A 12807-nucleotide genomic window follows, 5' to 3' on the forward strand; every position below is an offset into this window, starting at 1 on the left:
GTGAACTGTGGTGGCACATACCGCCTTTGTGAAGGCGCCGGTGTGAAGTCGTGCATGCCGTTGCTGTCGGGAATACGGGCGGACTCCCCGACTGCCCCGGCCCGGGTGTGAGCCGATATCGTCGGCGGGACTGTGACGCGCGGGGTGGAAGCGGTCACGGGGCCTGGGGAGGACAAGCGTGCGCCTGACTCTGACCGTCGTCGATCCGTTCGGCGGGGACGCCGCCGACGTCGTACTCGATGCCGATCCCGAGTCCACTGTCGGGGACATCGCGCGGGAGCTGGCCGCGCAGGTCGGGCGCGGCGGGGCGCAGGTCATTCCCCTCGGGCATCAGGGGCAGGTTCCCGCGGGCGGTGCGCCCGCCGTGTACGTGGACGGGTACGCCGTCGATCCCGGCGCCACCGTCGTCGGGTCGCCGCTGCGTGACGGGGCAGTCGTGTCGCTCCAGGACCCTTCCGGGTGTCTGCCCGGTGAGCCGTCGGGGCTGGTCGAGCTGCGGGTCGTCGGCGGGCCGGCCGCCGGGTTCGTGCACCGGCTCGGGGTGGGGCGGTACGACATCGGCAGCGGGGCGGCCTCGTACGTCCGGGTCGAGGACCCCGAGGTCGACGGCCGGGCCCTCACCCTCTCCGTCGCCACCGACGGGACGTGTCAAGTCGTCCTCCACTGCGACGAGGAGGGCGTCACCCTCGACGGGAAGCCGATCGCCGGCCCCGAAGAGGAGAAGAAGGGCGACAAGGAGGGCAAGAAGCGCAAGGAGCGCCGGAAGGGTGGGGAGGAGACCGCCGGCAAGAAGGCCGACGGGTTCGACTGGCCCCTCGGTGCGCAGATCGGGATCGGCAACACCCTCCTCCAGCTGACCCGTTACACCCCACCCGACGCCGCCCTCAAGTGGTCCGACGACGGCATCGGGCTCGACTACAACCGGCCGCCCCGGCTGCGTCCGGCCGAGCGGCAGACCAGCTTCCGGCTTCCGTCGGCCCCCCGCGAGTACGAGGCCCGGCCGCTGCCGTGGCTGATGGCGTTGACGCCGCTCGTCGGTGCGGTCGTCATGGTGGCGATCTTCCAGCGCTGGTACTACCTGATCATGGCGGGGCTCAGCCCCATCCTGCTCTTCGCGAACTACTTCAACGACAAGAAGCACGGGCGCAAGTCCCACGCCAAGCAGGTCAAGGAGTACGAGGAGCAGAAGGAGCGGATCGAGAAGGACGCGCAGGAGGCGCTGGTCCAGGAGCGGAACGACCGGCGGCACGCCGTTCCCGATCCGGCGACCGTGCTGTCGATGGGGACCGGGCCGCGGACCCGGCTGTGGGAGCGGCGGCGGACCGACCGGGACCACCTGCTGCTGCGGTTCGGGACGGGGCGGCTGCCGTCCGAGGTCGTGCTCGACGACCCCGAGCAGGACGACCACCGGCGCCAGGTGACCTGGAAGATCGAGGACGCGCCCGTCGCGCTGAACCTGCGCTCCCTCGGGGTGATCGGTGTGGCGGGGCCCGGTGACTCCGCCCGGGCCCTCGGGCGGTGGGCGGTGGCGCAGACCGCCGCGCTGCACAGCCCGATGGACGTGCAGTTCTACGTGCTGAGCGAGAACGCCGCCCGGCCGTCCTGGGACTGGGTGCGGTGGCTGCCGCACGCCCGGCCGTCCGGCGGGCAGGACGTCAATGTCCTCATCGGCACCGACGCCGAGACCGTGGGCGCCCGTATCGGTGAGCTGACGCAGATCCTCGACGCGCGCAAGAAGGCCGCCGAGCAGAACCGGTCCCAGGGCACGACGTTCAGTGACCCGGACATCGTCGTCGTGTGGGACGGCTCGCGGCGGTTGCGGTCGCTTCCCGGTGTGGTGCGGCTGCTGCGCGAGGGGCCGTCCGTGTCCGTGTACGCCCTCTGCCTCGACGCCGAGGAGCGGTTCCTGCCGGGTGAGTGCCAGGCGTTCGTCGTCGCCGAGCCGAAGGCCGAGGAGGACGACCGGGAGCAGCAGGCCCGGCCGCAGCAGGTGAGCGGCGGGTTCCCCTCCTTCCAGGCCTGGCACACCGGCTCGCCCGAGCCCAGTCGGGCCCAGCGGGCGGACAGGCTGCGGCTGCGCGTCGAGGAGGCGGGCGCGGAGCGGATCAAGGACGTGCGGCCGGACTTCGTCCCGCCGGCCTGGTGCCTGCGGCTCGCCCGTTCGCTGTCGCCGCTGCGCGACATCAGCGGGGAGACGGAGGACTCGGCGCTGCCCGGCTCCAGCCGGCTCCTCGACGTGCTCCAGCTCGAGCCGCCGACGGCCGACGCGATCGGCGCCCGGTGGCGGATGGGCGGGCAGTCGACGCTCGCCGTCATCGGCGAGTCGTACGACGGGCCGTTCGGCATCGACATGCGCAAGGACGGGCCGCACGGGCTCATCGCCGGTACGACCGGATCCGGTAAGTCCGAGCTGCTGCAGACGATCGTCGCCGCGCTGGCCGTCGCCAACACGCCGGAGAACATGACGTTCGTCCTCGTCGACTACAAGGGCGGTTCCGCCTTCAAGGACTGTGTGAAGCTGCCGCACACCGTCGGCATGGTGACCGACCTCGACGCCCACCTCGTGGAGCGGGCGCTGGAGTCGCTGGGTGCCGAACTGAAGCGGCGCGAGCACATCCTGGCCGCCGCGGACGCCAAGGACATCGAGGACTACCAGGACCTGGTGCGGCGGGATCCGTCCCACCCGCCCGTGCCGCGGCTGCTCATCGTGATCGACGAGTTCGCGTCCATGGTGCGCGACCTGCCCGACTTCGTGACGGGCCTCGTGAACATCGCGCAGCGGGGGCGTTCCCTCGGCATCCACCTGCTGCTCGCCACGCAGCGGCCGAGTGGTGTCGTCTCCCCCGAGATCCGCGCCAACACCAACCTCCGGATCGCCCTGCGGGTGACGGACGCCGGGGAGTCGACGGACGTCATCGACTCGCCGGAGGCCGGGCACATCGCGAAGAGCACCCCGGGCCGGGCGTACGCGCGGCTCGGGCACGCCTCGCTGGTGCCGTTCCAGTCGGGGCGGGTCGGTGGCCGGCGGCCCGGGGCGGCGGACCCGGCCGCCCTCGCACCCTGGGTGGGGCCGCTGACCTGGGAGGACCTGGGGCGGGCCGCGCTGAGCAAGCCGAAGTCGGAGGTCCGCGAGGACGACGAGATCACCGACCTGAAGGTGCTCGTCGACGCCGTGCGCGAGGCCAACAGCGCGCTGGGCATCCCGGCGCAGCACAGCCCCTGGCTGCCCGCGCTGGACGAGACGCTGCTGCTCGACGAGGTCGAGGTCCCGGCCGTCGCCCTGGCACCGGGCAGGCTGCCGCCGGCGCCGTTCGGCGTCGAGGACCTGCCGGCCGACCAGGCGCGCCGCCCGGTCGTCGTCGACTTCTCCACCTTCGGCCATCTGATGATCGGCGGTGCCCCGCGCAGCGGCCGGTCCCAGGTGCTGCGCACCATCGCGGGTTCCCTGGCCCGCACCCACTCCGTCGCCGACGTCCACCTGTACGGCATCGACTGCGGCAACGGCGCGCTGAACGCGCTGACCCGGCTGCCGCACTGCGGCGCGGTCGTCGGCCGCAACCAGACCGAGCGGGTGATCCGGCTCGTCAACCGGCTCAAGGGCGAGCTCTCCCGGCGCCAGGACCTGCTGGCGGACAAGGGGTTCGCGGACATCGGCGAGCAGCGGGCCGCGGTCGCCGAGGACGAGCGGCTGCCGCACATCGTGGTGCTGCTGGACCGCTGGGAGGGCTGGGTGCCCACGCTCGGCGAGATCGACCACGGTTCGCTGACCGACGAGTTGCAGACGATGATGCGGGAGGGCGCGAGCGTCGGCATCCACCTCGTCCTGACCGGTGACCGGACGCTGCTCGTCGGCCGGATCGCCTCCCTCACCGAGGACAAGTACGGGCTGCGGCTGGCCGACCGCAGCGACTTCTCCTCGCTCGGCATCCCGGTCCGGAAGGTGCCGGAGGAGATCCCGCCGGGCCGCGCCTTCCGCAACGAGGCCGGTACGGAGACGCAGTTCGCGCTGCTCGCCGAGGACACCACCGGTCAGGGCCAGGCGGCGGCGCTCACGGCCATCGGTGAGGCGGCGGCCGTCCGTGACGCCGAAGTGCCGCGTGCGCGGCGGCCGTTCCGGGTGGACAGCCTGCCGAGCCGGATCTCCTTCCCGGAGGCGTGGGAGCTGCGCGACCCGGAGGGGTCACGGTCCAGGCTGTGGGGGCTGGCCGGTATCGGCGGCGACGAGATCGTCGGTTTCGGCCCTGATCTGGCCGACGGCGTACCGGCGTTCGTCATCGCGGGGCCGGCCAAGTCGGGCCGTTCGACGGTGCTGATGAACTTCGCGCGGTCGTTCCTCGCGCACGGCACCCGCCTGGTCGTCGCCGCCCCGCGCCAGTCGCCGCTGCGCGGGCTGGACGGGACGGAGGGCGTGCTGAAGGTCTTCACCGGTGACGACATCGACGAGGACGAGTTCGAGGAGCTGATCGACGGGGCGTCGACGGACGAGCCGATCGCCGTGCTCGTCGACGACGGGGAGATCCTGGAGGACTGCGACGCCGAGAGCCAGCTGAAGAAGCTCGTCTCCCGGGGTGCCGAGCGCGGGCTCGCCCTGGTCATCGCCGGTGACGAGGAGGACGTGTGCAGCGGCTTCTCCGGCTGGCAGGTCGACGCCAAGAAGGCCCGTCGCGGGATCCTGCTCTCGCCGCAGGAGTCGTCCAGCGGCGACCTCATCGGCGTACGCCTGTCCCGCGGGATGGTCGGCGGCCAGGTGGCCCCGGGCAAGGGCATGCTCCACCTCGGGGACGGGGAGCTGCGGACGGTCGTGGTGCCGGGGTGAGCGGTGGGCGGCCCGCCCGGCGCGCCGGAGTCCGCCCCCGCGGCTGCTCGATCTTCGACAGCCGGGCCTTCGGCGACCCCGGGTCCTTGCCGTCCGACTCGTGGACCGGGTCGTCGCCGGCCGGGGTGAGGCGGACCGTGTGCTCGGCCTGGTTGCAGACCTCGCGGCGGGAATCCGCGCCGGCGGAGGTCGTGACGAGCCGTTTCTCCGTGACCCGCCTCAGGGTGAGGACGTCGTCGCAGACGCCGCCGAGGATGTCCGTGTGCCGGAGGGTGACCGTGCGGCCCCCGGCGTTGCGGCCCGGATGGACCCGGCCCATGCCGCCGGAGCCGGGCCGGCCGAGCAGCCGGTAGGGCCCCATGACCGTGGGCTCGTCCGCTTCGGGCGGCCGCATGGCGTCCGCCCCTCCCCCGTCACGCCCGTACGCCGGGACCTTCCAGCAGGGTAGGGGGCGGGCGCCCACGGCCTCATGGCCGCAGCAGGTCGACCTTCACGTCCGCCGCGAAGCCCGTCGTCGGCCCCACCCTGCGGGCGAACTCGGCGACCGCCTCCAGCTGCGGGGCGCCGAAGCTGAAGTCCAGGGTGGTGAAGTACTGGGCGAGGGTCTCCTCGTCGAAGGCCTCCCAGCGGGCCGCCTGCTCGGCGACCTTGCCGACCTCCTCCAGGGAGAGGTTGCGGGAGGCGAGGAATGCCTCGTGCACCTTGCGGGTGATGACCGGCTCGCGTTCCAGGTAGTCGCGGCGCACCGCCCACACCGCGAAGACGAACGGCAGGCCCGTCCACTGCTTCCACAGCGCGCCCAGGTCGTGCACGTCGAGCCCGTAGCGGGGGCCGTCGAGCATGTTCGCGCGCAGGGCCGCGTCCCCGATGAGGACGGCCGCCTCGGCCTCCTGCATCATCAGGCTCAGGTCGGGCGGGCAGGTGTAGTAGTCGGGCCGTACGCCGTACCGCTCGGCGAGGAGGAGCTGGGCGAGGCGTACGGAGGTGCGGGAGGTCGACCCGAGGGCGACCCGCGCTCCGTCCAGCCGGTCCAGCGGGACCTGGGAGGCGATCACGCAGGACATCACCGGGCCGTCGCAGCCGACGGCGATGTCCGGGAAGGCGACGAGCCGGTCCGCGTGCCTGAGGAACTCGACGAGGGTGACGGGCCCGATGTCGAGGTCGCCCTGCACCAGCTTCTCACTGAGCTTTTCCGGGGTGTCCTTCGTCAGCTCGAAGTCGAGGAGCGTGCCCGTTCTCGCGAGCCCCCAGTACAGGGGCAGGCAGTTCAGGAACTGGATGTGGCCGACGCGCGGCCGGGTGCGAGGATTGTCCACATCGTGAGGCTAGCCCTCGTCCGCGGCGGTCGGACCTTCGCCCCCTGGTCGCCCACGTGTTCGAACGAGCGTCCGTGACGGGCGGGGTGTTCAAACATTCGGGTGACGTGATCTTGACCTCTATTGCATTCGGGAGCCTGCGTGCTAGGCTCGTCGCAAGTTGCAGTTTGGTTTCCCTTGCAGTACAGAGCCTGCGGAGCATGTGACCGCGGGCTCTCGTCGTTCTCAGACGGATGCACTTGTGCGGAATTGGTCTTCACACTTGCTGGTTCTGGAGCAGGGCAACCCTTTGGGCCCAAGGAGGGCTTATGGCTACCGGAACCGTGAAGTGGTTCAACGCCGAAAAGGGCTTTGGTTTCATCGCCCAGGAAGGCGGCGGCCCCGACGTCTTCGTCCACTACTCCGCGATCAACGCGAGCGGCTTCCGCTCCCTTGAGGAGAACCAGCAGGTGTCCTTCGACGTCACGCAGGGTCCGAAGGGCCCGCAGGCGGAGAACGTCACCCCGGTCTGATCCTCGCCGATCCGGGAACGACTAGCAGTACCCAAGGAGCCCCACGCCGTCAGGCGACGGGGCTCCTGCCTTTTCCCCTCGCGCCTCCCCGCCCCTCCCCCGCGCGCCACCGGAATGCCTCGGTGAATATCCGGGGAATTCCTCTCATACGTGCTGCATGATCAGCACGAATTGGGTGCCGGCCTCCAGTGCCTCGTACGCGTGCGGCACATCCCCGCGATACGTCATGTAGTCCCCCGGGCCGAGTTCCGCGCTCTCTCCGTCGGGTCCCGCCTTCACCCGTCCCGCGCCGACCACGATGTGCTCCACGGTCCCCGGAATGTGCGGCTCGGAGGCGCGCACGGTCCCCGGCTCCAGCCCCACGGCGTAGATGTCGCGCCGCGCGCCCGGCGGGCTCGCCGACAGCAGGGTGGCGACGTAACTGGACTGCTCGGAGTGGACGGCCGGTCCCTGTCCCGCCCTGATCACCCGCACCGACGGCACCGGGGGCTCCACCAGCGCGCTGAACGGCACGCCGAGCGCCACCGCCAGCGCCCAGATCGTCTCCATGCTCGGATTCCCGCTCGCCGCCTCCAGCTGGGACAGCGTGGACTTGGCGATCCCGGCGCGTTTGGCCAGTTCGGAGAGGGAGAGGCCGACGCGGCCGCGTTCGCGGCGCAGGGCGGCGGCGATCCAGTCGAGGGGGAGGCGGGGCGGGGGTCCGTCGGTCATGTCGTTCGCTCCAGCAGTCCGATCGTTCGCCTTGACGAACGCTGTCTCTTCTGTCCATGGTAGGAAACATGCGTTCGGTACAGCGAACACCTCCCGCCCTCCTCGACCCCGGTCTGCTCCGGGACGTGTCCCTGGTCTGTCTGGCCGGGGGCGTCGTCGGCGTGTCGTTCGGGGCGATCGCCGTCGCCGGCGGGCTGCCGGTGTGGGTGCCGGTGGTGATGTCGCTGGTGGTGTACGCGGGCTCAGCCCAGTTCAGCGCGGTGGGCGTGCTGCTGGCCGGGGGCGGTCCGGTCGCGGCGGCGGCCACGGGACTGCTGCTCAACACCCGTACGGCCGCCTTCAGCCTCGCCGTCGCCGAGCACATCGGCCCGGGGAGGCTCGCCCGCCTGGTCGGGGCGCACCTGGTGACCGACGAGACGGTGGCCTTCACCCTGGCCCAGCAGGACCCGGTACGGCGGCGGGCGGCGTTCTGGGTCTCGGGGCTGGGGCTGTTCGCCGTGTGGAACGCCGGGGTGCTGGCGGGCGCGCTGGCCGGCAACGCGCTGGGGGACACGGCGCGCTACGGGCTGGACGCGGCCTTCCCCGCGGTCCTGGCCGCCCTCGTCCTTCCCGCCCTGCGCGAGGACGCCGGCGTCCGCCGGGCCGCGCTGCCCGGGGCGGCGCTGGCCCTGGCGGTCACACCGGTGGTGCCGGCGGGCGTACCGGTGCTGGTGGCGCTGGCGGGGCTGGTGCTGCACGGGACCGCGCGCGGGCAGGGGCGGTCGGTGTGAGCGCGACGGCCGCGGTGATCCTGGTACTGGCGGCCGGGACGTACGCCTTCCGGCTGGTCGGGCCGGCACTGCACGGGCGGGTGGAACTGCCGGCCCGGGTGCGGGAGCTGCTGTCCGCCGGTGCGGTGGTCCTGCTGGTGGCGCTGCTGGCGACGGGGGCGCTCACCGAGGGCGGGGGGTTCGCGGGGTGGGCGCGTCCGGCCGGGGTGCTGGTGGGCGGCGCGCTGGCGTGGCGACGCGCCCCGTTCGCGGTGGTCGTCCTCGGGGCGGCGGCCACGACGGCGGTGCTGCGGGGCATGGGGGTCGCCTAGCCGTCGCACGGGCCGGGCGGGCACGTGGGCCGCCAAGCCGTCGCACGGGCCGGGGCGGACGCGTGAGTCGCGTAGCCGTCACCAGGACCGGGCAGGCACAGGGACCGCGGAGCCGTCGCACGGGCCGGGCGGGCACGGCGGTGCGTCCGGTGTGTGTCCGCTCGGTCACCGGGCCCCGAGGCCGGCTCCGCCCCGTGCCCCGGGGCTGTCGGTGGGGACGAGTAGGGTCACCGGCCATGACCGCCACCGAAGCCGATCACGTAGCCGCCACCCGCGCCTTCTACGACGCCGTCGCCGAGGACTACGCCGCCCTGTTCCGCGACCAGCTCGCGGTGAGGCCGCTGGACCGGGCGCTGCTGGCCGGCTTCGCCGAGCTGGCCGGGGAGGGCGGCCGGGTGGCCGACCTGGGGTGCGGCCCCGGTGTGGTGACCGCGCACCTCGCCTCCCTCGGCCTCTCCGTCCTCGGCCTGGACCTGTCGGAGGGGATGCTCGCGATCGCCCGCCGCGAGCACCCCGGCCTGCGTTTCGCGCAGGGCTCGATGCGGAACCTGGGCCTGCCCGACGGCGCCCTCGCCGGCGTGGTCTCCTGGTACTCCACCATCCACACCCCGCAGGACGAACTGCCCGCCCTCTACGCCGAGTTCCGACGGGTCCTGGCACCCGGGGGCCATCTGCTGCTCGCGTTCCAGTGCGGCGACGAGCCCCGCCGCCACGAACACCCCTGGGGCCACCCGGTCACCCTCGACTTCCGGCGCATGCGGCCCGGACGCGTCGCCCCGCTCCTGGAGGCGGCCGGTTTCACCCTCGTCCAGCGCACGGTGCGCGCGGCCGACACGGACCGGGGCGAGTCGACCCCCCAGGCGTTCCTGGTCGCCCGCGCGACACAGTGACCTACCTCCCGTACAGCCCCTCCACCTGCTCCGCGAAGTCCCGCAGGATCTCCTCGCGCCGCAGCTTCATCGACGGGGTCAGGTGTCCCGCCTCCTCCGTGAAGTCGACCGGGAGGACGGCGAAACGGCGGATCGACTCCGGGCGGGAGAGCATCTTGTTGGCCTCGTCGATCGCGCGCTGGAGGATCGCGTGCAACTCCTCGTCGTCGGCGGCGAGTTCCGGGGGCACCGGGTGCCTGCCGTTCATGCGGCGCCAGTGGGTGAGGCCGGCGGGGTCGAGGGTGATCAGGGCGCAGACGTAGGGGCGGTTGTCGCCGACCACCATGACCTGGGAGATCAGCGGGTGCGAGCGGAGCCAGTTCTCCAGCGGGGCCGGGGCGACGCTCTTGCCCCCGGAGGTGATGATCATCTCCTTCTTGCGGCCCGTGATGGTCAGATAGCCCTCGTCGTCCAGTTCGCCGAGGTCGCCGGTGGGCAGCCAGCCGTCGCGGGCGGCGGGCGCGACTCCGCCCGCCCCGGGGTCCCAGTAGCCGCGCAGCACGTGGCCGCCGCCGACCAGGATCTCGCCGTCCGCCGCTATGCGGATCCGGGTCCCCGGCAGCGGCCAGCCCACCGTCCCCAGCCGGGGCTTCAGCGGGGGTGTCACCGTCGCGGCGCCGGTGGTCTCCGTCAGGCCGTAGCCCTCGAAGATCTCGATGCCGGCACCGGCGTAGAACGCGGCGAGGGGGCGGCCGAGCGGGGAGCCGCCGCAGATGGCGTACCGCACCCTGCCGCCCATGGCGTTGCGGATCCTGCGGTAGACCAGCGGGTCGTAGAAGGCGCGGGCCGTCCTCAGGGCGCGGGACGGGCCGGCCCCCGTCCCCGTCTGGCGGGCCTCGACCGCCTCGCCGTAGCGGCGGGCCACCGACACCGCGCGGTCGAAGGCCGCGAGCCGTCCGCCGGACTCGGCCTGGGCGCGGGCGGTGTTGAAGACCTTCTCCAGCATGTACGGGATGGCCAGCAGGCAGGTGGGCCGGAAGCCCGCCAGGTCGGGCAGCAGGTCCTCGGCGGCCAGGCTCGGCGCGTGGCCGAGGCGCACCCGGGCGCGTACGCAGGCGACGGCGACCATCCGGCCGAAGACGTGGGACATCGGCAGGAAGAGGAGGACGGAGGCCTCTTCGCCGGTGCGGGCCTTGAAGACGGGGTAGAGCAGCTCGATGGCGTTGTCCACCTCGGCGAAGAAGTTGCCGTGGGTGAGGGCGCAGCCCCTGGGGCGGCCGGTGGTGCCCGAGGTGTGGACGAGGGTGGCGAGGGTGTCGGGGCCCAGCATGCCCCGGCGTACCTCCACCTCGGCGTCCGGCAGGTGCGCTCCGGCTTCCGCCAGGGCGTCGACGTGGCCCTTCTCCACGACCCACACCCGCCGCAGGTCGGGGAGGTGCGGAAGTTCAGGGCCGAGGGCGGCGGCCTGGCCCGCGGTCTCCGTGACCAGGGCGACCGCGCCGGAGTCGTGCAGGATCCAGCGGGTCTGGAAGACGGAGGAGGTGGGGTAGACGGGGACGGTGACCAGTCCGGCGGCCCACGCGGCGAAGTCGAGGACGGTCCACTCGTAGCGGGTGCGGGCCATGACGGCGATCCGGTCGCCCGGCACCAGGCCCTCGGCGATCAGTCCCTTCGCGACGGCCAGGACCTCGGCGGCGAATCGTTCCGCCGTGACGTCCCGCCACCTGCCGTCCGCCGTCTTCCGGCTGAGCACCACCGCGTCCGGCGCCGCGGACGCGTTCTCGAACGGCAGGTCGGCGAGTGATCCGTGCCGCACCGGCCGGGCGAACGGCGGTACGGACACCTCCCGCACGACGCCGTCCAGCCGCCGGATCTCCGGTTCGACCAGGACGGGTGCTCCGCGGACGTCGTCGTCGAGAGCGGAGGAATGCGCGGTGGACACGGGGCGGCTCCTGGGGCGTGCAGGTGAACTGCGTGATGCCACGACGTACGTGCCCCGCACGCCGAGGCGCTCACCGGTGGTCGGCGGGGGAAGGGGTCACCACCGGCCGGTGCCGGGATCGTACGGCGCCGGCGTGGAAGGTCTGTGCGGGTACGGGGGTGGTCCCGGGCCGGGCGTGTGCAATGTTGCGGGTTACGTGAGCGTCGCTCACGTACGCTCCAGGATCGCCGTCACGCCCTGTCCGCCCGCCGCGCAGATCGAGATCAGCCCGCGTGCGGGGGCGTCCCGTTCGGCGAGGAGCTTCGCCAGGGTCGCCACGATGCGGGCGCCGGTGGCGGCGAAGGGGTGGCCGGTGGCCAGGGACGAGCCCGCCACGTTCAGCCGTGCGCGGTCGACGGGCGCGAGGCCGCGCTTCTCCCAGGCGGCCAGCGTGGCCAGCACCTGGGAGGCGAACGCCTCGTGGACCTCGATCAGGTCGAAGTCCGCCATGCCGAGGCCGGCCCGCTCCAGCATGCGCGGGACCGCGTACGCGGGTGCCATCAGCAGGCCGTCCTCGCCGTCGGCGACGTCCCCGTGCACGAAGTCCACGGCGGCCGTCTCGTACGCGGTCAGGTAGGCCAGCGGCTCCAGGCCCCGCTCCGCCGCCCACTCCTCGCTCGCCAGCAGCACCAGCGCGGCACCGTCCGTGAGCGGGGTCGAATTGCCCGCCGTCATGGTGGGTTCGGGGCCGTCGAGGCCGAACACCGGCTTCAGCGCGGCGAGTTTCTCCACCGTGGAGCCCGGCCGCAGGTTCTGGTCGCGGGCCAGGCCGCGGAAGGGCACCACCAGGTCCGTCAGCAGACCGCGTTCGTACGCCGCCGCCAGCCGCTGGTGGCTGGCCGCCGCCAGTTCGTCCTGGGCCTCGCGGGTGATGCCCCAGGCGCGTGCGGTGACCGCGGCGTGCTCGCCCATGGACAGACCCGTGCGCGGTTCGGCGTTGCGCGGGATGTCGGGGACGAGGTGGCCGGGGCGCACCCTCGCCAGGGCCTTCAGCCGACCGACGGGCGTCTTGGCGCGCCGCGCCTCCAGCAGCACCTTGCGCAGGTCGTCGTTGACGCCGAGGGGCGCGTCGCTCGCGGTGTCGGCGCCGCCTGCGATCGCGGCCTCCGTCTGGCCGAGGGCGATCTTGTTGGCGGCGGCGACGACCGCCTGGAGTCCGGTGCCGCAGGCCTGCTGGACGTCGTACGCGGGGGTGCGGGGGTCGAGCGCCGAGCCGAGGACGGTCTCGCGGGCGAGGTTGAAGTCGCGGCTGTGCTTGAGGACCGCCCCGGCGACGAGTTCCCCCACCGCGCCCGGCGCCCGCAGTCCGTACCGCTCGACGAGGCCGTCCAGCGCGGCGGTGAGCATCTCCTGGTTGGAGGCGGTGGCGTAGGGGCCGTCGGAGCGGGCGAAGGGGACGCGGCTGCCGCCGATGACCGCGACGCGCCGGACGACGGCCGGCTTGAGGGTGCTCATCTCGACCTGCTCCTCACCGTGACATAGGCTTACCTCCGGTAACCTTACTCCAGAGTAAGCACACCC

General features: G+C 73.0%; 9 protein-coding genes. 5 read left to right on the top strand and 4 right to left on the bottom strand.

Going from position 1 to position 12807, the window contains the following annotated elements; genetic code table 11:
- The first annotated feature begins 178 nt into the window (after positions 1-178).
- Positions 179-4816, top strand: coding sequence for an FtsK/SpoIIIE domain-containing protein (locus tag ACFY3N_RS27230; protein ID WP_390819377.1), 4638 nt, complete (start codon positions 179-181; stop codon positions 4814-4816).
- 467 nt (positions 4817-5283) lie between these two features.
- On the opposite strand, the gene ACFY3N_RS27235 is transcribed toward ACFY3N_RS27230, so the two are convergent.
- Entirely contained in the window at positions 5284-6132 is an 849-nt protein-coding gene (locus ACFY3N_RS27235) for a menaquinone biosynthetic enzyme MqnA/MqnD family protein (protein ID WP_390819378.1), read from the bottom strand.
- Positions 6133-6440: 308 nt separating this feature from the next.
- On the opposite strand from ACFY3N_RS27235, the gene ACFY3N_RS27240 reads away from it, so the two are divergent.
- Positions 6441-6644, top strand: a complete 204-nt coding sequence (locus tag ACFY3N_RS27240) for a cold-shock protein (protein ID WP_003992177.1) — start codon at positions 6441-6443, stop codon at positions 6642-6644.
- Between the two features lie 144 nt (positions 6645-6788).
- Here the strand turns inward: ACFY3N_RS27240 and ACFY3N_RS27245 are convergent, their stop codons facing one another.
- Positions 6789-7355, bottom strand: a complete 567-nt coding sequence (locus ACFY3N_RS27245) for a helix-turn-helix domain-containing protein (protein ID WP_390819379.1) — start codon at positions 7353-7355, stop codon at positions 6789-6791.
- Positions 7356-7423: 68 nt separating this feature from the next.
- On the opposite strand from ACFY3N_RS27245, the gene ACFY3N_RS27250 reads away from it, so the two are divergent.
- From ACFY3N_RS27250 to ACFY3N_RS27260, 3 genes are all read left to right on the top strand, one after another.
- On the top strand, positions 7424-8125 hold the full coding sequence (locus ACFY3N_RS27250) for an AzlC family ABC transporter permease (protein WP_390819380.1): 702 nt from the start codon (positions 7424-7426) through the stop codon (positions 8123-8125).
- Positions 8122-8436: an AzlD domain-containing protein gene (locus ACFY3N_RS27255; protein WP_390819381.1), complete on the top strand. Its 315-nt coding sequence runs from the start codon at positions 8122-8124 to the stop codon at positions 8434-8436. Before ACFY3N_RS27250 ends, ACFY3N_RS27255 begins: the two co-directional genes overlap by 4 nt.
- Positions 8437-8672: 236 nt before the next feature.
- Positions 8673-9326, top strand: coding sequence for a class I SAM-dependent DNA methyltransferase (locus tag ACFY3N_RS27260; RefSeq protein WP_390819382.1), 654 nt, complete (start codon positions 8673-8675; stop codon positions 9324-9326).
- Between the two features lies 1 nt (position 9327).
- Here the strand turns inward: ACFY3N_RS27260 and ACFY3N_RS27265 are convergent, their stop codons facing one another.
- Both ACFY3N_RS27265 and ACFY3N_RS27270 read right to left on the bottom strand, forming a co-directional pair.
- Positions 9328-11247, bottom strand: a complete 1920-nt coding sequence (locus ACFY3N_RS27265) for an AMP-dependent synthetase/ligase (RefSeq protein ID WP_390819383.1) — start codon at positions 11245-11247, stop codon at positions 9328-9330.
- Between the two features lie 207 nt (positions 11248-11454).
- Complete coding sequence (locus ACFY3N_RS27270; protein WP_390819384.1) at positions 11455-12741, bottom strand: acetyl-CoA C-acetyltransferase; 1287 nt, start codon at positions 12739-12741, stop codon at positions 11455-11457.
- Positions 12742-12807 lie beyond the last annotated feature (66 nt).

Source organism: Streptomyces sp. NPDC000348 (assembly GCF_042898795.1).
GTDB lineage: Bacteria > Actinomycetota > Actinomycetes > Streptomycetales > Streptomycetaceae > Streptomyces.